Raw genomic sequence first — 26,062 nt, 5'->3', positions numbered from 1 at the left:
GCGGGACCGCCCGGCTGCCGGGCGGCCCGGCGCTATTCCGGCTTATGCCCGACGACGAACAGTCGACGGAACGGGAACAGAGTCCCCCAGGCACGGCGGGGATAGGCTGCCCGGAGGACTGCGGAGTAGGCGGCTTCGAATTCGGCGAGGTCGGCGGCACTGAGGGCCTGCATGACCGGGCGGAAGCCGGTACCGCGGACCCACTCCAGCACGGGATCTTCTCCCTGGAGTATCTGCTGATAGGCCGTTGCCCAGGCGTCGGCTTCCCATCCTGCACTGAGCAGCAGGTCAAGGTAGTCGCTGAGGGGTGCGACGGCGTCGGCATGGCGCAGCACGCCGTCGAGCTTGTGCCGCCAGCGCTCCGAGTCGGCGAGCGCGCGCATCAGGGCGTGCGACGGGGCGTCGAAGTTGCCGGGAACCTGAAAGGCGAGCCAGGCTCCGGGCGCAAGAGCTGCGGCCCACTGCCTGAGCAGCTCGGTGTGGCCGGGCACCCACTGCAGAGCCGCGTTCGAGACGACGACGTCGGTGTCCTGGCTCGGGCTCCAGTCCTCAATGGCGGCGACGGTAAAGCTGAGATTGGGCCGGGAAGCCAGGTCCGCGCGGGCCTTTTCGATCATTTCCGGCGAGGAGTCCAGGCCGGTGACTTCGGCGTCCGGCCAGCGTTCGGCGAGCGCCGCGGTCAGGGCTCCGCTGCCGCAGCCCAGGTCCACGACGCGGCGGGGCGATTGTGCGCCGATGCGGGCGGTGAGGTCAAAGAACGGACGGTCCCGAAGGTCGGCGTACGCGAGGTACTTCGCAGGGTCCCAGTTCAGTGGTGCATCGGCCTTTCGGGGATGGTCATTTCCCGCCCCGCTGGAACCGGGCAGCCGGACTCTCCCACCCTCCTCCTGGTGCTCCGAGGGCTGGACCGTCTCCCGTGTCCCGCCCCGGAGCAGCGGCGATCCGGCGTTTCCGTTCTCTCTCTGTTCCATAGCTGCAACCCTTCGACGGACGGTTCTGCTGCCTGGCAGCCTAGTCTGTCCGATGAAAGGTGCCGAAGGGATCTACCGGCGAGCGGCCTATCTCCCGCCTCGGGGTACACCAAGGAACGAGCACCAGGGCAGGAACCAGGGGATGGACACTGGGACGGGCTAGAACGGCGGCGGAATGTCACCGGCTGGCGGGTGATCGCGCCCCGGACCGTCCGAGCCCGGGCGATTCCCTTCCGCAGGCCCTACCTTTTCGGAGGGGTTCGGTACCGGGCGAGCAAGGCTGAGCTGAGCATCGGTGCTGTACCGGCGGCCCAGGGGCGAGCGCCATTCAACCGTGCCGGCCTCCGGCTGCCGTGCCGTCCAGTATCCCTGGGTCTTGAGGCGATGGTGCTTTGGACACAGATGCTCCAGGTTCTGATGATCGGTGGGACCGTCCGCGGCGTACGGGCGCGTGTGGTCCAGCTCTGACCGGCGCGCGTTGACGCTGCACCCGGGGAACCGGCAGGTTCCGTCCCTTGCCTGCAACCATCGGGCCAGTCCTGCCGGAACACGACGGCGGCGTCCCACGGCCAGAATCTCGCCGGTCTTCGGATCCTGGATCAGTCCCGTCCAATGCCGGACCTGGCGGATGAGCCGACGGACGGCCTCGGCGCTGATGGGGCCGTAACCGTTCAGCTCGGCCGGGGCATCATCGGCCCCGAACAGAGTCTCCGCATTGATGATCACCATGACTTCCGGGCGCAGGCCGGGCAGGTCCTCGTCTGCAGCAGCTTCCATGTTCGGTGCCCCCGTTCTGCCTGGCCTGGCGCCGGACGCCGACGGATCGCGATCCGCCTCGGCCCGGCCCGCACATACCTGTCCCCGGTGGCCTCCGCTCTCCTTCCGTGCATCCGCCGGCTCTCTGCCAGGAAGCAGCCGTACGGCCTCATTCCCCGGGCCGGCCGAACCACCGCAGGAAGGAACGCTCTCTTCCTCTCCCCGGACCTGCGATCCCGCCTGCCCGCCGCCAAGCAGCGCGGAGGCCAGCAGATCGACACGCAGCTGGTCGACTGTTCGCCCGTCACCTGCCGATTTCCTTGCACGAGCCGCCCGGGACAGCGACCCGAAAACTGCCTGCCCCTTTTCGGCGGGCATCAGGGCGGTAAGGCAGGACATCCCGTCCGGCGCCGGCTCGAGCCACACCCGGCGTTTGGCCAGGGCGTCCCGGTGTCGATCGACAATGGTTTCCGGATACCTCCGCTCCCGCATCGTTCGCACCCGGCGCCCCAGCTGCGCGGCGGTCCGATTCGCCGCCGCGTCCAGTACCGCGGCTTCAAACCCGGCGGTGTCCTCCGCCGGAACGAACTCAGCCTCATCAAGCAGCACGCGGGCGTGGGAGTAGGTGATCTGCCCCTGCGACAACCCGGCCAGGGTCGCCGGAAACCGATCGACCAGCTTCCCGGACTCGGAGACCACCCGCAGCGCCGTCATGTGCGGCACCCGAAGCAGTGCCCCCACCTCCGCCGCAGTCAGAGTCAACGTCTCTCCCGGCTGCAAATGTGCGGGTGTTCCGCGGATCTCCACCTCACGGGCCAGCAGGTCCTCCAGCCGCTTCACCACCCTGGCCTGCTGCGCCTGCGCCCATCCGACAAGGGCATCCAGGCGTTCCAGCACCGCCCCTGCCTCATGCGCATCGAGCTCCTCGGCAGCGCCCAGTGACAGCTGTCCCGCCAGCCCCGCCGGCAGAGGACCAGCGGCTCCGGGGCCGGAGCCGTCGGCACCGCCCCCGCCAGAACCGCCGGCGCCAAGGCCGCTGGTGCCATGGTCACCGGTGCCAAGGCCGCCGACGTCGGCGGTCCCTGCCGCAGCCCCACCGCCCCCGGGATCACCAGGCGGCTGTGCAGAAAAGACGACGGCGAGCGCCACCGCAGCGGGCGCCCCGTCTCTGCAGCGCGCCGCGCCCACGCCGGCCTCCACGCCGGCACTCCCGTCGGCGCCGGAAGCCGGGGCCGCCCCTCCTGTGCCGCCCGTCGAAAAGGGACCCCCGAAGAGGCTGCCCTGCCCTGGGTTCTCCCGCCTGGTCATGGCCCAAGGATTTCAAGCCGGACCGACATTTTCGGCCCGGAATACCCCTTATCCACAGCCGGAGAAGCACCCGTTTTTCGCTGGCTTCGCCCCGCTATCCTCAGACCCATCTGCGGCCTGGACCCGGCACTTCACAGTCCCGCTCCGCCCGGCCCTTCCGCCCACGGCGCATCCCGCCCGCCGCCGGCCGGCCCGACGGTAGGCTGGAAGCAATGAAACTCCTTGATGCGCTTCCTTCCCCGTCCACCGGCACCCCTGCAGAGGTAGACCCGGACGAGACGTACACCTCCTTCCTCGAATGGGCCGAAGGCCGCGGCATGCCGCTGTACCCGGCACAGGACGAAGCCGTGATGGAGCTGGTGACGGGAAACAACGTCATCCTGGCCACCCCCACCGGGTCGGGAAAGTCCATGGTCGCCATCGCCGCGCACTTCCACGCCATGGCGCATGACGAGCGCAGCTACTACACCGCCCCGATCAAGGCCCTGGTCTCGGAGAAGTTCTTCGCCCTGTGCGACATTTTCGGCGCTGAGAACGTGGGCATGGTCACCGGCGACTCCGCCGTCAACAAGGACGCCCCGATCATCTGCTGCACCGCGGAGATCCTGGCCAACATCGCCCTGCGCGAGGGGCCCGATGCCGATCTCGGCACCGTGATCATGGACGAGTTCCACTTCTACTCCGATCCCCAGCGCGGCTGGGCCTGGCAGGTCCCCCTGCTGGAGCTGCCGCAGGCCCAGTTCCTGCTCATGTCCGCCACCCTGGGCGACATGACCCGCATCGCCAACGAACTGAGCGAACTGACCAACCGGGACACCGTCACCGTCTCCTCGGTCCAGCGGCCCATTCCCCTGCACTACTACTACGTGGAAACTCCGGTCCAGGAATCCCTCGAGGAACTGCTGGCCACCAAGCAGGTGCCCGTCTACGTGGTGCACTTCTCCCAGCTTGAAGCCATCGACCGCGCCCAGGCGCTGATGAGCATCAACGTCTGCACCCGCGAGGAAAAGGACCGGATCAACGAACTGATCGCCGGGTTCCGCTTCGCCCCCGGCTTCGGCAAGACCCTGAACCGGCTGGTCCGGCACGGCATCGGCGTCCACCACGCCGGCATGCTGCCCAAATACCGCCGCCTGGTCGAACAGCTCGCCCAGGCCGGGCTGCTGAAGGTCATCTGCGGCACCGACACCCTCGGCGTCGGCATCAACGTGCCCATCCGCACCGTGCTGATCACCGCCCTGAGCAAGTACGACGGCACCCGGACCCGGCTGCTGAACGTGCGTGAGTTCCACCAGATCGCCGGCCGCGCCGGACGCGCCGGCTACGACACCGCAGGGACCGTCGTCGTGCAGGCTCCCGAACACGTCGTGGAGAACAACAAGGCGATGGCCAAAGCCAAGGCCAAGTTCGGCGACGACCAGAAGAAGCTGCGCCAGGTGGTGAAGAAGAAGCCGCCCACCGGCTTCGTGTCCTGGGGCGAGGCGACCTATCAGAAGCTCGTCGACGGCACCCCCGAACCGCTGTCCTCCAGCTTCACGGTCAGCCACTCCATGCTGCTGAACCTGCTCGAACGCCCGGGAGATCCGTTCAAGGCCGCCCGCAGCCTGCTCGAACGCAACCACGAGCCCCGCGCCCGCCAGCTGAAGCTGATGCGCAGCGCCCTGGGCATCTACCGGGAGCTAAAGAAAGCCGGCATCGTCGAAAAGCTGGACACCCCGCAGGCCGACGGCCGCACCGTCCGCCTGAAGGTGCAGCTGCAGCCGAACTTCGCGCTCAACCAGCCGCTCTCCCCCTTCGCGATGGCCGCGCTGGAGCTGCTGGACCCGGAGAGCGCGTCCTACGCCCTCGACGTCGTCTCCGTCATCGAATCCACGCTGGAAAAGCCGCGCCAGATCCTCTCCGCCCAGGAGAAGAAGGCCCGCGGCGAGGCGATCGCAGCGATGAAGGCCGACGGCGTGGAGTACGAGGCGCGGATGGCCGCCCTCGAGGAGGTCACCTATCCGCAGCCGCTGGGCGAGCTGCTGTTCCAGTCCTTCGAGGTGTACCGCTCCGGCGCGCCGTGGCTGGGCGACTTCGAGCTGACCCCCAAGTCGATCGTCCGCGACATGTACGAACGTGCCATGGGCTTCGGAGAGTACGTCGCCTTCTACGGGCTGGCCCGCTCCGAGGGCATCGTGCTGCGCTACCTGGCCGACTGCTACAAGGCGCTGCTGCACACGGTTCCGCCCGAGGCGCTGCGCGAGGACCTTTCCGACATCATCGAATGGCTCGGCGAGCTGGTCCGCCAGACCGACTCCTCGCTGCTGGACGAATGGGAGGAGCTGACCTCCGGCGTGGACCCGAATGCCTCCGCCGCACCCGTGCTGCCGCCGGAACCGGCCCGCGTCACCGGCAACAAGCGGGCCTTCCGCGTGATGGTGCGCAACGAGATGTTCCAGCGCGTGAAGTATTTCGCCGACGAGGACGACGCCGCCCTCGGGGAACTCGACGGCGGCAGCGGCTGGGATGCCGACCGGTGGGCCGCCCTGATGGACGACTACTTCGCGGAGCACGAGGACATCGACGACGGCCCCGGCGGCCGCGGCCCCGACCTGCTCATCATCAAGGAGCTGCCAGGCGTCTGGGAGGTCCGGCAGGTCTTCAAGGACCCGGCCGGGCACCTGGACTGGGGCATCAGTGCCGAGGTGGACCTCACCGCCTCCGACGACGCCGGCGAGCCCGTCATCCGGATCACCGACGCCGGGCGGCTGGATTAGTCTGGAGGCATGACTTCGATCCGCCCCGCCGAACCCCGCGACGTCCCCGTCATCCTCCAGCTGATCCGCGATCTGGCGGTCTATGAGAAGGAGCCGGACGCCGTCGCCAATACGGAGGAGGCGCTGCGGGCCAACCTCTTCGGAGCGCATCCGGCGATCTTCGCGCACGTCGCGGAGGACGACGGCGGGGTCCAGGGTTTCGCGCTCTGGTTCCTGAACTACTCCACCTGGGAGGGTACGCACGGGATCTGGCTAGAGGACCTCTACGTGCGGCCCGAAGCCCGCGGCAAGGGGTACGGCAAGGCGCTGCTGCAGACCCTGGCGGGCATCGCCGTCGACCGCGGGTACCGGCGGGTGGAATGGTGCGTGCTGAACTGGAACGAACCCTCGATCCGCTTCTACGACTCCCTCGGAGCCCGCCCGCAGGACGAGTGGACCACCTACCGGCTGACCGGCGATGCGCTCGCCGCCTTCGGCAGCACGGCCGGGGCGACGGCGTGAGCACCGTTCCGCACGACGCGTCGGCGCCGTACCTGGTCCGCGGAATGCGGGTCCGGGACCACCGGTTCACCGTTCCCCTGGACCACGCGGCCCCCGACGGCGAGACCATCACCGTCTTCGCCCGCGAGTACTCCGACGCCGCGCTGACCGAGGCTGAGGCCCGGCAGCTGCCCTGGCTCCTGTACCTGCAGGGAGGCCCCGGCGGCAAGGGCAGCCGCCTGCTGCAGTTCGGCGGCTGGACCAAGGCCGCCGCCGGCAGCTTCCGCATCCTGATGCTCGACCAGCGCGGCACCGGGCTCTCGACGCCGGCCACCCGGCAGACCCTGGCCCTGCGCGGTGGCCCGGCTGCCCAGGCGGAGTATCTGGCGCACTTCCGGGCCGATGCGATCGTGGCCGACGCCGAGCTGATCCGCGCCGCCCTGGGCTCGGATCCGTGGACCATCTACGGGCAGAGCTACGGCGGGTTCTGCTCCCTGACGTACCTGTCCTTCGCGCCCGAGGGGCTGAAGGAGTCGCTGATCACCGGCGGTCTCGCCCCGTTGGAGGGGGCGGCGGACCGGGTCTATGACGCCACCTTCCGCCGGGTCGAAGCCCGCAACGCCGAGTACTTCGCCAAGTACCCTGAGGACCGGGCGCTGACCACCCGCATTGCTCGCCACCTGGAATCGGTGCCCGAGCACCTGCCGTCCGGAGAACGCCTGACCGTACGTCGGTTCCAGATGATCGGCTCCTTCCTGGGCGGCAACACCCGGATTGACGGACTGCACTACCTGCTCCAGGAGGCGTTCGTTCCCACACCCGACGGCGAGCGGCTCTCTGACACGTTCCTCACCGCCGTGCACGCCCTGGTGCAGCGGGCCGACAATCCGCTCTACGCCCTGATGCACGAGTCCATCTACGGCCAGGGACGCGCCACCGGCTGGGCCGCCTGGCGGGTGCTGGAGTCCTTTCCGCAGTTCCGGCCCGACGCCGCCGAGCCGCTGTTCACGGGCGAAATGGTGTACCCCTGGTACTTCGAGGAGGATCCCGCGCTGCGGCCCCTCGCCGAAACCGCCCGGCTGCTGGCGGACAAGGATGACTGGCCGCCGCTGTATGACCTGGCGCAATTGACGCGCAACGAGGTTCCGGTGGCGGCGGCGGTCTACACCGATGACATCTACGTGGACCGGAACCTGTCCCTGGAAACCGCGGAGACGGTGCGCGGACTGCAGGTCTGGGAATCCGCCGACTTCCACCACGACGGCATTGCCGACGACGGAGAGGCGATCTTCAACCGGCTGCTGTCGATGGTGCGCGGGGGCGCCTGAGCCGCAGTCCCTCCTCCCCGCACTCCCGCCGCAGCATCCTCATGTGTCACCGGGCGGCCGCGGGCGGCGGGCCTGGCTGACTCCGGCAGGAGGACCCTGCTTCCATGGAGCGTGGACCCGATCCGGAACCCGGAAATCACCGTCATCCTGCCCTGTCATAACGCAGCGTCCACCCTGGAACGGGCCGTCGCCAGCGTGCAGGCGCAGACGTTCCGCGACTTCGAGCTGCTCATCGTGGACGACGCGTCCACGGACGGCAGCCCCGCCTGCGCCCACCGGATGGCTGCCGCCGACCCGAGGCTGCGGATCCTGCCGCTGGCCAGGAACCTCGGGGTCGGCGCCGCCCGCAACCGCGGTATCGACGCCGCGCGGGGCAGCTACGCGGCCTTCCTGGACGCCGACGACGAGTACCTGCCCGGTTTCCTGCAGGCCCTGCACGACGCCGCGGCCGCCGCACCGGGAACGGTGGCGGTCTGCGGCCACCTGGTGGTCTCGCCAGACGGCGGGACGGCCGCCCGCACACGTCCCGCCGCTCTGCTGTCCCGGTCCGGGGCGGTGCGGCAGGCCATGCTGGGACGGCTGACCCTCTTCCCCTGGGACAAGCTGGTCCCGCTTCCGCTGCTGGAGAGCCTCCGGTTTCCCGAGGGCCTGCGGCGGTTCGAGGACCTGGCACTGCTGCTGGCCGTCTACGCCCGCGCCGCACAGGTCCGCCTGGTCCCCGAGGCGCTGGTCCGGTACCGGATCTCCCCCGGCGGCCTCACCTGGGCCGCCGAAGGATCCGAGGCGGACTTCCAGGCCGCCCGGCGGCATCTCGAAACCCACGTCGCGGAGGAGTTCCGGGCCGGGTCCTTCACCGGCCCCTACTCCGCGGTGCTGACCCTGATGCGCCTGCTCACCGCCCAGACGGCGTCGGTGGCAGCCGACCCCAACGCACGGAGCCGGGCCGCAGCTGCGGCCCGGCTCCTGCCCTGGCGGACGGTTCTCCCCGCTGTCCGCGCGGCGCCCGTCATCGGAGCGGCAGGGCTGCTCCTGAAGGCGTCGCCGCGGCTGTACGGGATGCTCTACGGCGGGTATGCGCGCAGGCGTTACGGCATCAGCGCCGCTCCCGCGCCGCCGGCCCCGGCTACTGCCGGGCTCCGCCGTCGGCGCCCTCGGCGCCGGTGGCGTCCCCGCGCGGGTCATTGGCACGCGGGTCATTGGCGCGGAACCGTGCACGGGCTTCTTCGGTGATCTCGGGCATCTCGACGTCGGCCTGCCCGTTGGTGGCGGCCTCCGCTGCCCGGTAGGTGTCCGTCACGGCGTCGTACGCCTGCACCTGCTGCTCCTTGGAGGCGTCCTCGCCCAGCGTCCGGTAGACCGCCAGGGCTTCCTCGAGGGAGGCGACGGCGTGCATGGCCTTCGCCTTGGGGCTGAGCAGGCTCGCCACGGTGGCGATCACGATGGTGCCGAGAATCACGCCGAGGGAGACGTACGTGGGGATTTCAGGAGCCCACTCGATGTGCTCGCCGCCGTTGATGAACGGCAGCTCGTTCACGTGCATGGCGTGCAGGATCAGCTTGACGCCGATGAACGCAAGGATCACGGACAGGCCGTGCTTCAGGTAGATCAGCCGGTTCATCATGCCGCCCAGCAGGAAGTACAGCTGGCGCAGGCCCATCAGGGCGAAGATGTTCGCCGTGAACACGATGAAGGCGCTCTGGGTGAGTCCGAAGATCGCAGGAATGGAGTCCACCGCAAAGAGCAGGTCGGTCATGCCGATGGTGATGAAGACGATCAGCATCGGCGTGAAGACCTTCCGGCCGTCGACCACGGTGCGGATCTTTCCCTCGTCGAACTTCTCCGTCATCGGCAGCACCCGCTGGAGCCGGCGGACCAGCTTGTTGTCGCTGCCCTCTTCCTCGTCCTCGCCTTCGTCGCGCGCCTGCTTCCACGCGGTCCAGAGCAGGAACGCGCCGAAGATGTAGAACACCCAGCTGAAGTTCTCGATCACGGCGGCACCGATCAGGATGAAGATGCCGCGCAGGATCAGCGCGATGATGATGCCGAACATCAGCACTTCCTGCTGGTACTTACGGGGTACCGAGAAGCGGGCCATGATGATGATGAACACGAACAGGTTGTCGATGCTCAGGCTGTATTCGGTGACCCAGCCGGCGATGAACTGGCTGCCGTACTCGGCGCCGGTGAAGACGAACATCAGCAGGGCGAAGACCAGGGCCAGCCCCACGTAGAACCCCACCCAGAGCCCGGCTTCCTTCATGGAGGGCTCATGTGGCCGCTTGACCACCAGCAGCAGGTCAAAAAGGAGCACGAGCCCCAGGACTATGAAGGTGCCGACCTCGAAGGCGACGGGCAGAGCGGGCATATGAGTGGGTTACCTTTCAGGCGGAAAGCCGTTTTCCGCCGCCCAGCAGCATATACCCGTCTGCCCGCGCCCCGGTGCCGGAGCCCAAAGGTCCAGGGCCGTTCAGGACCTGTCGAACTCGATGATGCCCCGGATGTTGGTTCCCGCCCGCATATCCGCGTAGGCCTCGTTGATCTCATCCAGCGTGTAGCGCTTGGTGATCAACTCGTCGAGCTTCAGCCTGCCGGCCTGGTAGAGGCGCAGCAGCATCGGCATGGCTTCGCGGGGCGAGGCCATGCCGTACAGCGCGCCCTGGATCCGCTTCTGGTACATGGCGAGGGTGAAGGCGTTCACGCCGGGTATGCCGTCGTCGGTGTCCCTGCCGATGCCGGTCACGACGACGGTGCCGCCCTTACGGATGGCGCCGTAGGCGCGGCCGATATCGTCGCCGCCGACAATGCCTATGCAGAGGATCGCCGAATCCGCGCCCTGGCCGTTGGTGATGCTCTTCACGAAGGCATCGGCCTCGTCGAAGTCCGCAAAGACCTCGGTGGCCCCGAACTGCGGGGCCAGCTCCTTCTTGGTGGGAGCGGGATCCACCACCACCACATGGGCTGCCCCGGCGCTCGCCGCGCCCTGGACGGCATTCATGCCGATCCCGCCGGCGCCGATCACCATCACGACGTCGGCCGGCCGTACCTGCGCCGCGTTGGTTGCGGAACCGAACCCGGTGGCGACGCCGCAGGCGACCAGGCAGGCGACGTCCAGCGGAATCTCCGGATCGATTTTGACCACGGAGACGTGGTCGTAGACCTGCCACTGGGAGAAAGTGCCCAGGGTGCTGGCGGTGCCCACGTCGGTGCCGTCATCGGCATGCATCCGGAAGCCGCCGGAGGGCTGCACGCCCTCCAGGATGATGGCTCCGTAGTCGCAGAGGTTCTGCATGCCCATGGCACACCAGCGGCATTTGCCGCATCCGGGGATAAAGGAAGTGACAATGTGGTCGCCTTCCTGCAGGTCGTGCACCTCCGACCCCACCCGGCGGACGATGCCCGCACCCTCGTGGCCACCGACCATCGGTGTCATGCCGATCTGGATGTCGCCGGTCACGAAGTGGTCGTCGGAGTGGCACAGGCCGGTGGCGGCCATCTCCACCAGGACCTCGGTGGGGCCCGGCTCGTCGAGCTCAAGCTCCTGCACGGTCCATTTCCCGGGAGCGTCCCACAAAACTGCTGCACGTGTCTTCATTGCTGTCCTCCACACGTCGTTGTGTGCAGCCGCAGGGTCTCCGGTTCAGGGCCGGACAGCAGCCGCAGACGGAGGCTACCCAGCCGCGCCGTGAAGCGCAGCGGGTGGTTTTGCGCGCCGGGCAGGTGGTCCCGGGACAGGAGCAGGAAGGACGCCCGTGCCGGAACCCGCTAGGCGTGCCCGGCGGACTGCATCTGCCGCAGTTCCTTCTTCAGCTCGCCCACTTCGTCACGGATCCGGGCGGCAACCTCGAACTGCAGCTCGGCCGCCGCGGCGTGCATCTGCTCCGTCATCTGGGCAATCAGCGCGGTCAGGTCCTCGGCCGGCGCCGCGGCCAGCCCGTCCTTCCGGACCCCCTTGCCCTTGCCCTTGGCGCCCTTGCCCTTCTTCGCGGCCTCCTCGAGCAGCGCCTTGGTGTCGGCGTCCTCGCGGGCCAGCTGGTCGGTGATGTCGGCGATCTTCTTTCGCAGCGGCTGCGGATCGACCCCGTGTTCCTTGTTGTAGGCCACCTGGATTTCCCGACGGCGGTTCGTCTCGTCGATGGCGTGCGCCATCGAGTCGGTGATCCGGTCGGCGTACATGTGCACCTGGCCGGAGACGTTGCGCGCCGCGCGGCCGATGGTCTGGATCAGGGAGGTCGAGGAGCGCAGGAAGCCCTCCTTGTCGGCGTCGAGGATGCTCACCAGCGACACCTCGGGCAGGTCCAGGCCCTCGCGGAGCAGGTTGATGCCCACCAGCACGTCGAAGGTGCCCATCCGCAGCTCGCGCAGCAGTTCCACGCGGCGCAGCGTGTCGACGTCGGAGTGCAGGTACTCGACCTTCACCCCGTGCTCCAGCAGGTAGCCCGTCAGGTCCTCCGCCATGCGTTTGGTCAGGGTGGTCACCAGGACCCGCTCGTCCTTCTCGACGCGGGTGCGGATCTCGCCCAGCAGGTCGTCGATCTGGCCCTTGCTGGGCTTGACGATGACCTCCGGATCCACCAGGCCGGTGGGCCGGATGATCTGCTGCACCACGCCGTCGGACTTGCTCAGCTCATACTTGCCGGGGGTGGCGGAGAGGTACACGGTCTGGCCGATGCGCTCAAGGAACTCGTCCCACTTCAGCGGCCGGTTGTCCATGGCCGAGGGCAGGCGGAAGCCGTGCTCCACCAGGGTCCGCTTGCGGGACATGTCACCCTCGTACATGGCGCCGATCTGCGGGATGGTCACGTGTGACTCGTCGACCACCAGCAGGAAGTCGTCCGGGAAGTAGTCGAGGAGGCAGTGCGGGGCGGTGCCCGGGCCGCGGCCGTCAATGAAACGCGAGTAGTTCTCGATGCCGTTGCAGAAGCCCATCTGCTGCATCATTTCGAGGTCGTAGGTGGTGCGCATGCGCAGCCGCTGCGCCTCGACCAGCTTGTTCTGCGACTCCAGCTCGGCGAGCCGCTGCTGCAGCTCGTCCTCGATGGCACGGATGGCCCGGTTCATCCGCTCCGGACCGGCGACGTAGTGCGAGGCGGGGAAGACGTACATCTCCTCTTCCTCGCGGATGATCTCGCCGGTCAGCGGATGCAGGGTGTGGATCGACTCGATCTCGTCGCCGAAGAACTCCACCCGGATGGCGAGCTCCTCGTACATCGGGATGATCTCCACGGTGTCGCCGCGGACCCGGAAGGTCCCGCGGTGGAAGTCCATGTCGTTGCGGGTGTACTGCATGGCCACGAACTGGCGCAGCAGGTCGTCGCGGTTCATCTCCTGGCCGCGGCGCAGGGTCACCATCGCCTTGATGTACTCCTCGGGGGTGCCGAGGCCGTAGATGCAGGAGACGGTGGCGACGACGAGCACGTCGCGGCGGGTGAGCAGGGCGTTGGTCGCGGAGTGGCGCAGCCGCTCCACCTCCTCGTTGATGGAGGAGTCCTTCTCGATGTAGGTGTCCGTCTGCGGGACGTACGCTTCGGGCTGGTAGTAGTCGTAGTAGGAAACGAAGTACTCGACGGCGTTGTTGGGCAGCAGTTCGCGGAACTCGTTGGCCAGCTGCGCGGCCAGGGTTTTGTTCTGCACGAGCACCAGGGTGGGCCGCTGCACCTGTTCCACCAGCCAGGCCGTCGTCGCCGACTTGCCGGTGCCGGTGGCACCCATCAGCACGACGTCCTTCTCCCCCGCCTGGATCCGCTCGGCGAGCTCCTTGATGGCCGTCGGCTGGTCGCCGGCGGGGCTGTATTCGCTGATCACCTCGAAGGGCGCCACAACACGGTTGATGTCCTGCGCAAGACTCATGGTTCAACGCTACTCCGGGATGCGGACGCCGACTGTCCGTATTGCTCACGGCGGAACTGCCCGGCCCCTATCCGCCGGAACGCATCCGTTCCTCGTTCAGCGGCACCAGGCGCGTGTGCCACAGCTCGCGGACGGCCGCCGTCAGTTCCTCCGGGGTGCCGGTGTTCTCCAGCACGACGTCGGCCACCTCCGCCCGCTGCTCCGCCGTCGCCTGGGCGGCGATCCGGGCGCGCGCGGCGTCGAAGTCCATGCCCCGGTCATGCACCATGCGCATCAGCCGGACCTCCTCGGGAGCCTCGATCACCAGCACGAAGTCGAAGCTGCCGGCCTGCCCGGTCTCCACCAGCAGCGGGATGTCCTGGACAAGGATTCCGTCCGCGGGGACTTCGGCGGCGAGCTCGGCGGCGCGGGCCCGAACCAGCGGATGGATGATGCCGTTCAGCACTCCGCGGCGCTCATCGCTGCCGAAGACGACGGCGGCCAGGGCGGGCCGGTCCAGGCTGCCGTCTTTGGCCAGCACCTCCGGGCCGAACGCGTCAACGACGGCGGCGAGGCCCTCGGTGCCGGGGGCCACCACCTCCCGGGCCAGGGCGTCGGCGTCGATCAGCACCGCCCCGCAGTCGACGAGGGTCCGGGCAACCAGGGATTTGCCGGCCGCGATGCCGCCGGTGAGGCCTACCTTCAACATGGGCACCACCTTAGCCAACTAGACTGGCAGGGTGAGTGACATCGACGCGGCGGCGGGGCGCTACACCACCCTCGCAGGCGAACACCGCAGCGAACTCGAGATCAAGCGCTCACGCTTCATCACCGTCCTGCGCCGCACCGAAACCGAAGAGGACGCTCGCGCCCTGGTGGCCGAGCTGCGCCGGGGGTTCCACGACGCCCGCCACCACTGCAGCGCGTTCGTCCTGGGACCCGACCGCGGAGTCCAGCGTTCAAACGACGACGGTGAGCCCTCCGGCACCGCGGGCCTGCCGATGCTCGAGGCGCTCACCAAACGGGAGACCTTCGACGGCGCCGCCGACCTGAGCGACATCACCGCCGTCACGGTCCGGTACTTCGGCGGGATCCTGCTCGGCGCCGGCGGGCTGGTCCGCGCCTACTCCGAATCAGTTTCCTCGGCCCTGGACAGTGCACCCCTGATCCGGCGGCAGCGCATGCGGCTGTTCGCCGTCCCGGCGGAACACGCCGCTGCCGGCCGGCTGGAGAACGACCTGCGGGCCGCCGGCTATGCCGTGCCCCGCACCGACTACGGTTCGGCCGGCGCCACCATCATCGTCGCGCTGCCGGACCTGCCGGGCGCCGCCGGTTCCTTCCGCGAACGGCTCGCCGCCATGACCGCCGGAGGAGCCGAAGCCGAGCCGCTGACCACCGAATGGATCGACCTGTGAGCTCCGCGCCTTCGTTCCCCTTCGAGTCACTCGGCCGGGCCCCGGACGTGGAGGCGGAGAACCTGCAGGCCTTCGACGCCGCCGACCGGCTCCTCCTGGACACCGCAGCCGACCGGCTGTCCCGCTGCGCGACGGCGTCGGACGCCGACGGCGGCAGCGGCGTCGTCGGCATCGGCGACGGCTACGGAGCCCTCACCCTCGGTGCCGTCGCCCACGGGCTGCGCGGAGTGCGGGTGCACCAGGATCCGCTGTCCGGCGAACTCGCCCTGGGCCGCAACGCCGCAGCCCTGCAGCTGGCCGACACCTATGCCCATTACGCGCTGGGCCCCGACCTGGTGTCGGGCGCCCGGCTGGTGCTGCTGCGGCTGCCCCGCTCGCTGGACGCGCTCGAGGAAATCGCCGAGCTGATTGCCGCCCACGCCGCCCCCGACGTCACGGTCTACGCCGGCGGCCGGCTCAAGCACATGACCACCGCCATGAACTCCGTGCTGCTGCGGCACTTCGGGACGGTCTCCGCCGGCCTGGCCCGGCAGAAATCGCGGGTCCTCACCGTCAGCGGCCCCCTGCCCGCCGACCGGCGCCCCGCCTCCCGCTTTCCCCTCGCTGAGGCGCACGACGTCGGCCTGGCGGCACCGCTGCAGCTGCGGGCCCGCGGCGCGGCGTTCGGCGGTGCGGGCCTGGACATCGGCACCCGCTTCCTGCTGCCCTTCCTGCACCAGGCACGCTCCGCGGAGCAGGCGGTCGACCTCGGCTGCGGCAACGGCGCGATCGCCGCGTACCTGGCCCTGACGCGCCCCGGGATGCAGGTCCTTGCCTCGGACCAGTCGGAGGCCGCGGTGGCCTCGACGCAGCTGACGCTGCAGGCCAACGGGGTCGCCGACCGGGCCGTGGTCCGCCGTGCCGATGCGCTGAGCTGGCTGTCCGACGCCTCGCAGGACCTGGTGGTCCTCAACCCGCCGTTCCACATCGGAGCCAGCGTCCACGCGGGCATCGCCCTGAAACTGTTCGCCGACGTCGGGCGGGTGCTGCGGCCCGGCGGCGAGCTCTGGGCGGTGTGGAACAGCCACCTGGCCTACAAGCCTGCCCTGAACCGGCTGGTCGGGCCCACCCGACAGGCGGCACGCAACCCCAAGTTCACGGTCACCGTCAGTACCCGACGGTAGGCGCCGCGGGCTCCACCCGCGACTCCCCGGCCGGGACCGGACGGCTCCCCCCCCACGACTTCCCACGGCCGGACCGGGATTCGGCACGAGACGGGGCCGCGACACACGAGAGAGCGCTCTCTTGACAGTGAGCGGTGTCACACCTAGGCTCTCTGCAAGATCAGAGAGCGCTCTCTCGCCCCTGCGGTTCCTTTGTACGGGCTGGCTCCCTGTCGACACCAACAGCTCCAGTCCCTTCCAGGACCGGCCGGCACACGCCCGGCCGGCGTCGGGAAACCCCTCGGCTAGACCCACACACAAAGGAGTGACCGTGAAGAAGTTCCGAAACCCGGCAGCGGCAGTGGCAGGCGCCGCCGCCATTGCCCTGCTCGCCGTCGGCTGCGGCGGCGGAGACAGCGAAGCCGGCACCGCCGACAACCCCATTGAACTGACCGTGACGACCTTCGGCACGTTCGGCTACGACGAGCTCTACGACGAGTACGAAGAGGCCAACCCCGGCATCAGGATCAAGGACAGCAACATCGACACCGGCGGCAACGCCCGGACCGACCTGTTCACGAAACTGGCCGCAGGCTCCGGCGTCAGCGACGTCGTCGCCATCGAAGAGGGCTGGCTCGGAGCCATCATGGAGGTCTCGGACAAGTTCGTCGACCTGAACGACTACGGCGCCGCCGACATCAAGGACAACTGGCTCGAATGGAAGTTCGACCAGGGCACCGACCCCGAGGGCCGCGTCATCGGCTACGGCACCGATATCGGCCCGCAGGGCCTGTGCTTCAACGGAAAGCTCTTCGAAGCCGCCGGACTGCCCAGCGACCGTGAAGCCGTAGCCGAGCTGTTCGGCGGCGACGAGGCGACCTGGGAGCGCTACTTCGAGGTGGGCAACCAGTACCGCGAAGCCACCGGGAAGCCGTTCTTCGACCAGGCGGGCTTCGTCTGGAACTCCATGGTGAACCAGATGGATGAGGGCTACTACACCAAGGACGGCGAGCTCAACATCGAGGGCAACGAAGACATGACCGCCCGCTTCGAGCAGCTTGCCGGCGCCATCGACGACGGCCTGTCCTCGAACCAGAAGGAATGGGACTGGGCCAACGGCCAGGCCTTCCTGGACGGCTCCTTCGCCACCATGGTCTGCCCCGGCTGGATGCTGGGCAACATTCAGGGCAAGGTGGAGTCCGCCGGCGGCGGCACCGACAGCGGCTGGGACTTCGCCGACGTCTTCCCGGGCGGTGCCTCCAACTGGGGCGGAGCCTTCCTGTCCGTCCCCGAAACCTCCGAGCACAAGGAGGAAGCCGCGAAGCTGGCAGCCTGGCTGACCGCCCCGGAGCAGCAGATCAAGCAGTCCGCCGCGGCCGGCAACTTCCCCAGCACCCTCGAGGCGCAGGAGCAGCTCGCCAGCGAAGCGACCCCCAACGAATGGTTCAACGGGGCCCCCACCGGAGCAATCCTCGCCACCCGGGCCGAGGGCGTCGAGGCCCAGTTCAAGGGCCCGGATGACTCGGTGATCCAGGAGGATGTCTTCGGTCCGGCCATTGACGACCTCGAGACCGGCTCGGCTGACGCAGACCAGGCCTGGTCCAAGGCCCTCAAGCTCCTCAACGACCTGGTGATCAACAACTAGCGGCACCGGCTGCGGGGGCCTTCGGCCGCGGCTGAAGGCCCCCGCCTGGAGCAGAAGAGTCTGCCATGACCACAACACTGAACCGAACCGTGCCACGGCCGCCGGTCAAGCAGGTGCCGACCTTCCGGCAGCGGCTGTCCCGGTGGGACATGAAAGCGTCTCCCTACCTCTACATCTCCCCCTTCTTCCTGCTGTTTGCGGTGACGGGACTGTTTCCGCTCCTCTACACCTTCTGGGTGTCGCTGCACGACTGGCACCTGCTCAAGGGGCAGGGCGAGTTCGTCGGCCTCCGGAACTTCACCGAGGTCCTGGCCGACAGCTACTTCTGGAACTCCCTGTTCAACACCTTTTCGATCTTCCTGCTCTCAGCCATCCCCCAGCTGATCGTCGCTGTTTTCCTCGCCGCGATCCTGGACCAGCACCTGCGGGCCAAGACGTTCTGGCGGATGTCGGTGCTGCTGCCCTACGTGGTGACGCCGGTGGCCGTTGCCCTGATCTTCACGAACATGTTCAACGAGCAGAACGGGCTGATCAACAATCTCCTGGACAACTTCGGCTTGGAGCCCGTCCGCTGGCTGAACGACACCTTTGCCAGCCACTTCGCCATTGCCACCATGGTCAACTGGCGCTGGACCGGCTACAACGCCCTGATCCTGCTTGCGGCGATGCAGGCCGTGCCCCGCGACCTGTACGAGTCCGCGGCCCTCGACGGGGCCGGCTCCTTCCGGCGCTTCTTCAGCATCACGCTGCCCAGCATCCGGCCCACGATGATCTTCGTGGTCATCACGTCCACCATCGGCGGGCTGCAGATCTTCGCCGAGCCGCGCCTGTTCGACCCCGCCAACGCCGGCGGCACGCAGGGCCAGTTCATGACCACCGTCCTCCTCCTCTGGGAGATGGGCTTCCAGCGGTCGAACTTCGGCAAGGCCTCCGCGGTGGCATGGCTGCTGTTCCTGATCATCATCCTGGTGGGGATCGTGAACTTCCTGATTTCCAAGAAGATCGCCACCTCCGATTCCAGGAAACCCCGTCCCGCAAGGAGCCCACGATGACTGTCCTGCAAAAGGCCCGGGCCGTCCCCGGCACCGGAGTCGGCTCGGGATCGGGCAAGCCGGCCCGCGAGCGGCGCAGGAGCCGTTCGTTCGGGTCCGCCCGCCGGCCGGGCTTCCTGACCTACGGGATCCTGATGGCCTTCCTGTTCGGTTCCGCCTATCCCCTGTGGTGGTCCACCGTCATCGCCAGCCGTTCCAACGCCGCGCTGGGCTCCGACTGGCCGCCCCTGTGGCCCGGCGGCAACTTCTGGAACAACGCCGCCGAGGTCTTCGACTCGGTGCCGTTCTGGAAGGCGCTGGCCAACAGCCTGATCATCTCCGGCACCGTCACGCTCTCCGTGGTCATCTTCTCCACGCTGGCCGGCTACGCCTTCGCGAAGCTGCGCTTCAAGGGCAACGGCGTGCTGATGGTCGCGGTGATCGCCACCATGGCCATCCCGACGCAGCTGGGCATCATCCCGCTGTTCATGGTCATGCAGAAACTCGGCTGGACCGGCGAGCTCGGCGCGGTCATCGTGCCCGGCCTTGTTACGGCCTTCGGGGTCTTCTTCATGCGGCAGTACCTGGTGGACGTCATTCCCGATGAGCTGATCGAATCCGCCCGAATGGACGGCGCCACCATGTTCGGCACCTTCCGCCACGTCGCGCTGCCCGCGGCCCGGCCGGCCATGGCCATCCTGGGCCTGTTCACGTTCATGACCGCGTGGACGGACTTCATGTGGCCGCTGCTGGTCCTGCCGAACAACCCGACCCTCCAGGTGGCGCTCAGCCAGCTGCAGTCATCGCACTATGTGGACTTCTCCATCGTGCTGGCCGGCGCGGTGCTGGCCACCATCCCCCTGCTCGTGCTCTTCGTGCTGGCAGGCAAACAACTTATATCCGGAATCATGCAGGGAGCAGTGAAGGGCTAATGACGAACAACACCCCCGAGACCAGGAACTTCCCGGCAGGCTTCATCTGGGGATCCGCCACCGCGGCCGCCCAGGTCGAAGGCGCCGCCTGGGAGGACGGCAAGGAGGACTCCGTCTGGGACGCCTTCGCCCGCACTCCCGGCAACATCATGAACGGCGATACCCTGGCGACCGCGGCGGACCACTACCACCGCATGCCCCAGGACGTGGCCCTCATGAAGGAACTGGGCCTTGACTCCTACCGCTTCTCCACCAGCTGGGCCCGCGTCCGCCCCGGCGGCGGCCCGGTCAACCGCAAGGGACTGGACTTCTACTCCCGGCTCGTCGACGAACTGCTCGACGCCGGGATCCTCCCCTGGCTGACCCTGTACCACTGGGACCTGCCCCAGGCCGTGGAGGAAGCCGGCGGCTGGGCCAGCCGCGACACCGCGTACCGGTACGTCGAATACGCCCAGGACGTCCACGCCGTGCTGGGCGACCGGGTCCGGCACTGGACCACCTTCAACGAGCCGTTCTGCTCGTCGCTGCTGGGCTACGGTTCAGGCGTCCATGCCCCGGGACGGCAGGAGCCCCGCGCAGCCATCGCCGCCGTGCACCACCAGCATCTGGCCCACGGCATGGCCGTCACCGAACTGCGCGCCCTCGGTGCCGAGCAGCTCGGCATCACCCTGAACCTGAGCAACTCCATCCCGCGCGATCCCGAGGATCCGGTGGACCTCGAGGCGGCCCGCCTCTTCGACTCGCTGCAGAACCGGATCTTCCTTGATCCGATCCTGCGCGGCGCCTACCCGGAGGACACCCTGCAGGACCTGGAGCCCTTCGGCCTGCACGAGGTCATCCAGCCCGGCGACATGCAGCTCATCGGCGCGCCCATCGACTTTCTGGGCGTCAACCACTACCACGACGACCAGATCAGCGGCCATCCGGACACCAGCGGCGCCGACGGGCACGGCGGGGGCTCCGGCCGGCCGACGGCGTCGCCCTGGATCGGCGCCGAGCACATCACCTTCCCGAGCCGCGGCCTGCCGCGGACGGCGATGGACTGGGAAGTGAACCCGGACGGCCTGCGCAGGCTCCTGGTCCGGCTCGGCGAGGAGTACCCGTCTCTGCCTCCGCTGTACGTAACGGAAAACGGAGCGGCCTATGAGGACACGGTGAGCGAAGACGGGGCGGTGCACGATCCGGAACGGACCGCCTACATCCTCGACCACATCGACGCGGTCGGACGGGCCATCGAAGCCGGGGCCGATGTCCGCGGCTACTTCGTCTGGTCGCTGCTGGACAACTTCGAATGGTCCTGGGGGTACGGCCGGCGGTTCGGCGTCGTGCACGTGGACTACGAGACGCAGGTCCGCACCGTCAAGGACAGCGGGCTGGCCTACAGCCGGCTCGCCGCCGCGGCCCGCAGCGGCGCCGCCGACGACGCCGACAGCGAGGGGCGCGAAGCCGCCCCGGCGCCGGTCGGCTGAGTGAAACTACACTGGATGCCGGGACAACCCGTGGGCCGGCACCGATACCCGACGCGACATGGAGGCCACAATGGCTGCTGACACCGGCCAGGCGCGGCCGGCCCCGACGCTGGAGATGGTGGCCGCCCTGGCCGGCGTGTCACGGGCCACCGTCTCCCGCGTGGTCAACGGCTCTCCGTCCGTGGCGCCGGAGCTTGTCCGCACCGTCCAGCAGGCGGTCAAAACGCTGAACTACGTGCCAAACCGGGCGGCGCGGACGCTCGCCAGCCGCCGGACCTACACGGTGACGCTGCTGGTGCCGGAGTCCACGTCGAAGGTCTTCGCCGACCCCTTCTTCGCCACTGTGGTGGAAGGGGTGGCGAAGTACCTCAACACCACCGACTACATGCTGAACATGGTCACCTCCTCGGAGGCGAATCCGGAAAAGACCCGGCGCTACCTGATGGGCGGCAACGTCGACGGCGTGCTGGTGGTCTCCCACCACAGCGGAGACCACTCATGGGAGCACCTGAACGATTCGCTGCCGATCGTCTTTGCCGGTCGCCCGCTGGTCAACCACCGCGACAGCTGTTACGTGGAGGTCGACAACGAGGAGGGCGCCCAGGCCGCCACCCGGCGCCTGGTTGAAACGGGGCGGCAGGCCATCGCCACGATTGCCGGCCCCCAGGACATGCCGCCCGGCGTCGACCGGCTGGCCGGGTGGCAGTCGGTCCTGCGAGGTGCGGGGCTCGACGACGCCCTGGTGGAGTACGGCGACTTCACCGTGGCCTCAGGGGCGGCTGCGATGCGCCGGCTGCTGGCCCGCGGGAAACCGCTGGACGGCCTGTTCGCCGCGAACGACCAGATGGCCGCCGGAGCGCTGGAGGTCATCCGGGAACACGGGCTGCGCGTACCCGAGGACATCGCGGTGGTCGGGTTCGACGACGACTACTTCGCCACGAGCGTGACGCCGGCCCTGACCACCGTTCACCATCCGATCTCCACCCTGGGCGAGAAAATGGCGGAGGTCCTGGTCGACCTCATCGAGGGCCGGCCGGCCCAGCGCATCACCCGGCTGCCGATCTCCCTCGTCGTGCGGGAATCCGCCTAGCCCTAGGGCCCCAAGCCGCGTGGGGCGTCCCGGAACACCGGGGCGTCCCACGGTTCACTTAACGCAACGGCGGGCAACGGCCTTCCGTGCCCGGGGCCCGCGGCTGTGACCGGTCTTCGCCCGGCCCGCTTACAACAGCATCAGCGCGCGGACGGTGACGCCCAGCCAGAGCGCCGTCCAGCCGTACACGAGTACGCACAGCGCCCAGACCGCCGGGCGGGCCCGCCGCAGAGCAAGTGCAGGCCCCGCGACCATCCAGCCCGCCGCCAGGGCCGCCAGGGGGCCCGTGAAGGAAAACCGGACGTAGTCCATGACGGCGGAGTAGTCCTCATTGGGGTTGCTCAGGGCCGCGCTGAAGCCGAGGTAGGCCGCGCAGCCCCAGTTCAGGGACAGCACAGCGAACCACACGAGGTGCGCTGCGATCAGGTTCCACAGCAGCGCTCCGCGCAGGCGGCGGGGTTCCCTGCCCGGACGCTGCTGACCGGGTGGCCGGGCGTCCCAGGTCCCGGGGCTCCCGGGCGGCACGGGGTAGGGGTGGAAAGGGGGGCCCGGGTATGCTGCGGGGCCGGCGGGCGGCGGGACAGCGTAAGGCCCGGGTGAGGGCCCCGGAGAAGCTGCGCCGCCGAACCCGGTCCGCTGCGCCGGTGCCTGCTGCCCCGGTTCCCTTGGGTACTGCGGCTCCCCCACTGTGTCCTCCTGCCCCTGGTTGTACGTTCCCCGGGAGTCTACCGGCGGCAAAGGCACCCGGGGCCCCGGTTACGCGGGACACGACAAAGGCGGGCCCCCACCGAAGTGGGGACCCGCCTTGGCTTCCGGCCGGGGCCGGAGAAGGAAACCTAGTTTCCGGTCAGCTTCTCGCGCAGAGCAGCCAGGGCCTCGTCGGAGGCCAGGGTGCCGGCGTTCGACTCGGAGACGGGCTCGGAGGAGTAGCTGGTGCCACCCTCGACAGCGTCAGCAGCGCCGCCCATGTCCTCGGACGCGTGCTGTGCGACCTGCTTCTTGTGAGCCTCCCAGCGGGCCTGGGCGTCAGCGTACTGCTGCTCCCAAGCGGCACGCTGTGCCTCGTAGCCTTCGAGCCACTCGTTGGACTCCGGATCGAAGCCCTCCGGGTACTTGTAGTTGCCGGCCTCGTCGTACTCCGCGGCCATGCCGTACAGAGCCGGATCGAACTCGGTGCCCTCGGGATCGACGCCCTCGTTCGCCTGCTTCAGCGACAGGGAGATCCGGCGACGCTCGAGGTCGATGTCGATGACCTTGACGAACAGCTCGTCGCCCACGGAGACAACCTGCTCGGCCAGCTCCACGTGGCGGACGGCCAGCTCGGAGATGTGCACCAGGCCCTCGATGCCGTCTTCGACGCGCACGAACGCACCGAACGGAACGAGCTTGGTGACCTTGCCCGGAACAACCTGGCCCAGGGCGTGGGTGCGGGCGAAGGTCTGCCAGGGATCTTCCTGGGTGGCCTTCAGGGACAGGGAGACACGCTCGCGGTCCAGATCGACTTCCAGGACCTCGACGGTGACTTCCTGGCCAACCTCGACAACCTCGGAGGGGTGGTCGATGTGCTTCCAGGACAGCTCGGAGACGTGCACGAGGCCGTCGACGCCGCCCAGGTCCACGAAGGCACCGAAGTTGACGATCGAGGAGACGACGCCCGGACGGACCTGGCCCTTCTCGAGCTTGTTGAGGAAGGTGGAGCGGACCTCGGACTGGGTCTGCTCGAGCCAGGCACGGCGGGACAGCACAACGTTGTTGCGGTTCTTGTCCAGCTCGATGATCTTGGCTTCGATCTGCTGACCGATGTACGGAGCCAGGTCACGCACACGACGCATCTCCACCAGGGATGCCGGCAGGAAGCCGCGCAGCCCGATGTCGAGGATGAGGCCACCCTTGACAACCTCGATGACGGTGCCGGTGACGACGCCGTCCTCTTCCTTGATCTTCTCGATGTCGCCCCAGGCACGCTCGTACTGCGCGCGCTTCTTGGAGAGGATCAGGCGGCCTTCCTTGTCCTCCTTGGTGAGCACCAGGGCCTCGACCTGATCGCCGACGGAAACAACCTCGCCGGGATCAACGTCGTGCTTGATGGAAAGCTCGCGGGAGGGGATGACACCTTCGGTCTTGTAACCGATGTCGAGCAGGACTTCGTCGCGGTCAACCTTGACGACAGTACCCTCGACGAGATCGCCGTCGTTGAAGTACTTGATGGTCGCGTCAATGGCGGCGAGGAAGTCTTCGGCAGATCCGATGTCGTTGATGGCGACCTGCGGGGTGCCGGACTTCTCGGTGGTGGTGATGGTCATGTAGTTGGGACTCCGATGTGGAAGTTATGAATATTTTCCGGATGAACATCCACCGCCGCCGCACGGCAGCGGACTGCCTTTGAAGCGCCAGGACGATGTGTGCGTGTCCGGAAGATGGACAGGATTGGAACTGACATGCGCCTAATAAAGCGCCCGTTCAGTCTAGCCGCAGCCTCCAACTCAGGTCAAAGGCGGCGGGCAAAGGACTACCCGGGCACCGGGACTGCGCCCCGATACACTCCCGCGCCGGCTAGAAGTGCGTGCTGCAGTACGGCGCCGGGCCGGCACTGAACAGGGCGTCCAGCATGTCCAGGGCGTCCGCCCCGGCCCGGATGCCGCCGGCGCAGGCCAGGGTGCGGGCACTGACCGCACCGAGGTACAGGGAGCCGAGCGCCGAAACGTCCAGCGCGGCCCGCGGAACGTCGGGGCGGTCCCCGTCGGCGACCGGGCTGACGGCTGCGGTGCCGCCGCGCACCTCGAGGAGCCAGCTGCCGGCGGCGTGGTCCAGGGGATCGGAGACGTCCAGGACCACCGCGCCGTCACCGAAATACCCCCGGGCCTGAAGCGCGCTCCGGGCATCCAGCACGCGCAGCCAGAGCACGTCGTCGACGCCCGTCACCCGGTAGCGGCGCCGGTTCGTGAGCATCCACGGCAGCGGGTCCTCCACCGGCGCCACGCCGAACGTCACCCGCTCGACGAGGTCCACGGCGCCCAGGTAGCGCCACAGCTCCCGGTAGGCCTCGTCACCGGCCGCCACCAGGTCGATCACCTTCAGGGTGTGCGGCTCGGTCTGCCAGCCGAGCGACTTGTAGGCGGCGTACCCATCGGGAACACCGTCACCGTTGTAGCGGATCACGCCGCGCACGCCCTTGTCCGGCTCGGTGCTTTCCTGCCCCCAGGCACCGGAGGCGCGCAGCGCATAGCTGTGCTGCCGCCCCAGGGCACCGAAGGTCCGCTCCAGGTGGGCCCGGAAGATCCCGGGGGCCAGTGCCTGCAGCTTTCCGGCGTCGGCCACCGCCACGGTGCCCGCCGCAGGGGCCCCGAAGTCCAGGCCCCCGCGGGTGTCGACCTGGATCTCCGCCGTGGAGGTCGCCGCCCCGAAGCCGAAGCGGCCGTAGATGGTGGCTTCCGACGCGGTCAGCGCGGCCAGCGGCAGGCCCGCCGCCCTGGCCGCTGCCAGGTCCGTCGTGATCATCCGGCGCAGGATGCCGCGGCGGCGATGGGTGGGCCGCACGGTCACCGCCGTCACCAGGTGCGCGGGCAGCAGCATTCCGCCGACGTTGAGGTCATTCACCATCGAGGCATAGGTGCCCACCGGAACGGACGGATCCCACGCGTGCTCGGGAGCGGCGTCGTCGTAGACCGCAGTCAGGGTCCGCCCGTCGCGCTGATAGGCCCGGATCAGCTCCGGCAGCCGTGACTCTTCGGTGCGCTCCTCATGGAAGCCGAAGTCGACGGCGTCGAACCAGTTCCGGGTACGCTCATCGGCCGCCTGCCCGGCGTCGTCCAGGCCCGGCGCGAACGAAACGAGCCGCAGCCCGCCGCTTCCGCCGCCGCCTGCCGCCTTCGTGGTGCTCTCCCCCATGTTCCGCTTCCTCTCGGTTCAGGCG

20 protein-coding genes are annotated in these 26,062 nt (G+C 68.7%); 11 read left to right on the top strand and 9 right to left on the bottom strand.

What is annotated here, in order from left to right; all coding sequences use genetic code 11:
• Positions 1–32: 32 nt before the first annotated feature.
• Entirely contained in the window at positions 33–971 is a 939-nt protein-coding gene (locus AC5RV6_RS08900; RefSeq protein ID WP_494006949.1) for a trans-aconitate 2-methyltransferase, read from the bottom strand.
• Positions 972–1,130: 159 nt separating this feature from the next.
• Complete coding sequence (locus AC5RV6_RS08895; protein ID WP_494006948.1) at positions 1,131–2,927, bottom strand: HNH endonuclease signature motif containing protein; 1,797 nt, start codon at positions 2,925–2,927, stop codon at positions 1,131–1,133.
• 320 nt (positions 2,928–3,247) lie between these two features.
• Here AC5RV6_RS08895 and AC5RV6_RS08890 point away from each other — a divergent pair, with 320 nt between their 5' ends.
• The 4 genes from AC5RV6_RS08890 to AC5RV6_RS08875 all read left to right on the top strand — a co-directional run bounded on the left by AC5RV6_RS08890 (position 3,248) and on the right by AC5RV6_RS08875 (position 8,829).
• Positions 3,248–5,791: a DEAD/DEAH box helicase gene (locus tag AC5RV6_RS08890; RefSeq protein WP_494006947.1), complete on the top strand. Its 2,544-nt coding sequence runs from the start codon at positions 3,248–3,250 to the stop codon at positions 5,789–5,791.
• A gap of 9 nt (positions 5,792–5,800) precedes the next feature.
• On the top strand, positions 5,801–6,292 hold the full coding sequence (locus AC5RV6_RS08885) for a GNAT family N-acetyltransferase (RefSeq protein WP_494006946.1): 492 nt from the start codon (positions 5,801–5,803) through the stop codon (positions 6,290–6,292).
• A 44-nt stretch (positions 6,293–6,336) separates the two neighbouring features.
• Positions 6,337–7,599: an alpha/beta fold hydrolase gene (locus AC5RV6_RS08880; RefSeq protein ID WP_494007383.1), complete on the top strand. Its 1,263-nt coding sequence runs from the start codon at positions 6,337–6,339 to the stop codon at positions 7,597–7,599.
• Positions 7,600–7,710: 111 nt separating this feature from the next.
• Positions 7,711–8,829, top strand: coding sequence for a glycosyltransferase family 2 protein (locus AC5RV6_RS08875; protein ID WP_494006945.1), 1,119 nt, complete (start codon positions 7,711–7,713; stop codon positions 8,827–8,829).
• Here the strand turns inward: AC5RV6_RS08875 and AC5RV6_RS08870 are convergent.
• The 4 genes from AC5RV6_RS08870 to coaE all read right to left on the bottom strand — a co-directional run bounded on the left by AC5RV6_RS08870 (position 8,723) and on the right by coaE (position 14,134).
• Positions 8,723–9,964: a TerC family protein gene (locus AC5RV6_RS08870; protein WP_494006944.1), complete on the bottom strand. Its 1,242-nt coding sequence runs from the start codon at positions 9,962–9,964 to the stop codon at positions 8,723–8,725. The two genes, AC5RV6_RS08875 and AC5RV6_RS08870, sit on opposite strands and share 107 nt — an antisense overlap.
• A 102-nt stretch (positions 9,965–10,066) precedes the next feature.
• On the bottom strand, positions 10,067–11,191 hold the full coding sequence (locus AC5RV6_RS08865; RefSeq protein ID WP_494006943.1) for an NDMA-dependent alcohol dehydrogenase: 1,125 nt from the start codon (positions 11,189–11,191) through the stop codon (positions 10,067–10,069).
• 170 nt (positions 11,192–11,361) lie between these two features.
• Positions 11,362–13,446 (bottom strand): excinuclease ABC subunit UvrB, encoded by a 2,085-nt coding sequence (gene uvrB / locus AC5RV6_RS08860; protein WP_494006942.1) that lies wholly within the window; start codon positions 13,444–13,446, stop codon positions 11,362–11,364.
• 67 nt (positions 13,447–13,513) lie between these two features.
• A complete protein-coding gene (coaE, locus tag AC5RV6_RS08855) occupies positions 13,514–14,134 on the bottom strand; it encodes a dephospho-CoA kinase (RefSeq protein ID WP_494006941.1) in 621 nt (206 codons plus the stop codon).
• 31 nt (positions 14,135–14,165) lie between these two features.
• Here coaE and AC5RV6_RS08850 point away from each other — a divergent pair, with 31 nt between their 5' ends.
• The 7 genes from AC5RV6_RS08850 (at position 14,166) to AC5RV6_RS08820 (ending at position 22,149) form a co-directional block, all read left to right on the top strand.
• Positions 14,166–14,840 (top strand): IMPACT family protein, encoded by a 675-nt coding sequence (locus tag AC5RV6_RS08850; protein WP_494006940.1) that lies wholly within the window; start codon positions 14,166–14,168, stop codon positions 14,838–14,840.
• Positions 14,825–16,003, top strand: a complete 1,179-nt coding sequence (locus tag AC5RV6_RS08845) for a class I SAM-dependent methyltransferase (protein WP_494006939.1) — start codon at positions 14,825–14,827, stop codon at positions 16,001–16,003. Before AC5RV6_RS08850 ends, AC5RV6_RS08845 begins: the two co-directional genes overlap by 16 nt.
• Before the next feature lie 304 nt (positions 16,004–16,307).
• Positions 16,308–17,627, top strand: coding sequence for an ABC transporter substrate-binding protein (locus tag AC5RV6_RS08840; RefSeq protein ID WP_494006938.1), 1,320 nt, complete (start codon positions 16,308–16,310; stop codon positions 17,625–17,627).
• A gap of 65 nt (positions 17,628–17,692) precedes the next feature.
• Positions 17,693–18,679: a carbohydrate ABC transporter permease gene (locus AC5RV6_RS08835; RefSeq protein ID WP_494006937.1), complete on the top strand. Its 987-nt coding sequence runs from the start codon at positions 17,693–17,695 to the stop codon at positions 18,677–18,679.
• Positions 18,676–19,590: a carbohydrate ABC transporter permease gene (locus AC5RV6_RS08830; protein ID WP_494006936.1), complete on the top strand. Its 915-nt coding sequence runs from the start codon at positions 18,676–18,678 to the stop codon at positions 19,588–19,590. The genes AC5RV6_RS08835 and AC5RV6_RS08830 overlap by 4 nt, the downstream gene beginning before the upstream one ends.
• Entirely contained in the window at positions 19,590–21,059 is a 1,470-nt protein-coding gene (locus tag AC5RV6_RS08825) for a GH1 family beta-glucosidase (RefSeq protein WP_494006935.1), read from the top strand. Before AC5RV6_RS08830 ends, AC5RV6_RS08825 begins: the two co-directional genes overlap by 1 nt.
• Before the next feature lie 70 nt (positions 21,060–21,129).
• Complete coding sequence (locus AC5RV6_RS08820; protein WP_494006934.1) at positions 21,130–22,149, top strand: LacI family DNA-binding transcriptional regulator; 1,020 nt, start codon at positions 21,130–21,132, stop codon at positions 22,147–22,149.
• A gap of 129 nt (positions 22,150–22,278) precedes the next feature.
• Here AC5RV6_RS08820 and AC5RV6_RS08815 read toward each other — a convergent pair whose 3' ends face one another.
• The 3 genes from AC5RV6_RS08815 to AC5RV6_RS08805 form a co-directional block, all read right to left on the bottom strand.
• A complete protein-coding gene (locus AC5RV6_RS08815) occupies positions 22,279–22,674 on the bottom strand; it encodes a hypothetical protein (RefSeq protein ID WP_494006933.1) in 396 nt (131 codons plus the stop codon).
• A gap of 311 nt (positions 22,675–22,985) precedes the next feature.
• Positions 22,986–24,452 (bottom strand): 30S ribosomal protein S1, encoded by a 1,467-nt coding sequence (gene rpsA / locus AC5RV6_RS08810; RefSeq protein WP_494006932.1) that lies wholly within the window; start codon positions 24,450–24,452, stop codon positions 22,986–22,988.
• A 250-nt stretch (positions 24,453–24,702) separates the two neighbouring features.
• Complete coding sequence (locus AC5RV6_RS08805) at positions 24,703–26,037, bottom strand: GNAT family N-acetyltransferase (protein ID WP_494006931.1); 1,335 nt, start codon at positions 26,035–26,037, stop codon at positions 24,703–24,705.
• Positions 26,038–26,062: the final 25 nt, after the last annotated feature.

The organism is Arthrobacter saudimassiliensis (assembly GCF_059090665.1).
This window is presented reverse-complemented; position numbering and strand designations above follow the sequence as displayed.

Excerpts from the sequence above, each read along its gene's own strand:
- AC5RV6_RS08900 (WP_494006949.1), bottom strand. The coding sequence starts at position 971 with ATGGAACAGAGAGAGAACGGAAACGCCGGATCGCCGCTGCTCCGGGGC.
- AC5RV6_RS08890 (WP_494006947.1), top strand. The coding sequence starts at position 3,248 with ATGAAACTCCTTGATGCGCTTCCTTCCCCGTCCACCGGCACCCCTGCA.
- AC5RV6_RS08885 (WP_494006946.1), top strand. The coding sequence starts at position 5,801 with ATGACTTCGATCCGCCCCGCCGAACCCCGCGACGTCCCCGTCATCCTC.
- AC5RV6_RS08880 (WP_494007383.1), top strand. The coding sequence starts at position 6,337 with ATGCGGGTCCGGGACCACCGGTTCACCGTTCCCCTGGACCACGCGGCC.
- AC5RV6_RS08870 (WP_494006944.1), bottom strand. The coding sequence starts at position 9,964 with ATGCCCGCTCTGCCCGTCGCCTTCGAGGTCGGCACCTTCATAGTCCTG.
- AC5RV6_RS08865 (WP_494006943.1), bottom strand. The coding sequence starts at position 11,191 with ATGAAGACACGTGCAGCAGTTTTGTGGGACGCTCCCGGGAAATGGACC.
- uvrB (WP_494006942.1), bottom strand. The coding sequence starts at position 13,446 with ATGAGTCTTGCGCAGGACATCAACCGTGTTGTGGCGCCCTTCGAGGTG.
- coaE (WP_494006941.1), bottom strand. The coding sequence starts at position 14,134 with ATGTTGAAGGTAGGCCTCACCGGCGGCATCGCGGCCGGCAAATCCCTG.
- AC5RV6_RS08845 (WP_494006939.1), top strand. The coding sequence starts at position 14,825 with ATGGATCGACCTGTGAGCTCCGCGCCTTCGTTCCCCTTCGAGTCACTC.
- AC5RV6_RS08835 (WP_494006937.1), top strand. The coding sequence starts at position 17,693 with ATGACCACAACACTGAACCGAACCGTGCCACGGCCGCCGGTCAAGCAG.
- AC5RV6_RS08830 (WP_494006936.1), top strand. The coding sequence starts at position 18,676 with ATGACTGTCCTGCAAAAGGCCCGGGCCGTCCCCGGCACCGGAGTCGGC.
- AC5RV6_RS08825 (WP_494006935.1), top strand. The coding sequence starts at position 19,590 with ATGACGAACAACACCCCCGAGACCAGGAACTTCCCGGCAGGCTTCATC.
- AC5RV6_RS08820 (WP_494006934.1), top strand. The coding sequence starts at position 21,130 with ATGGCTGCTGACACCGGCCAGGCGCGGCCGGCCCCGACGCTGGAGATG.
- rpsA (WP_494006932.1), bottom strand. The coding sequence starts at position 24,452 with ATGACCATCACCACCACCGAGAAGTCCGGCACCCCGCAGGTCGCCATC.
- AC5RV6_RS08805 (WP_494006931.1), bottom strand. The coding sequence starts at position 26,037 with ATGGGGGAGAGCACCACGAAGGCGGCAGGCGGCGGCGGAAGCGGCGGG.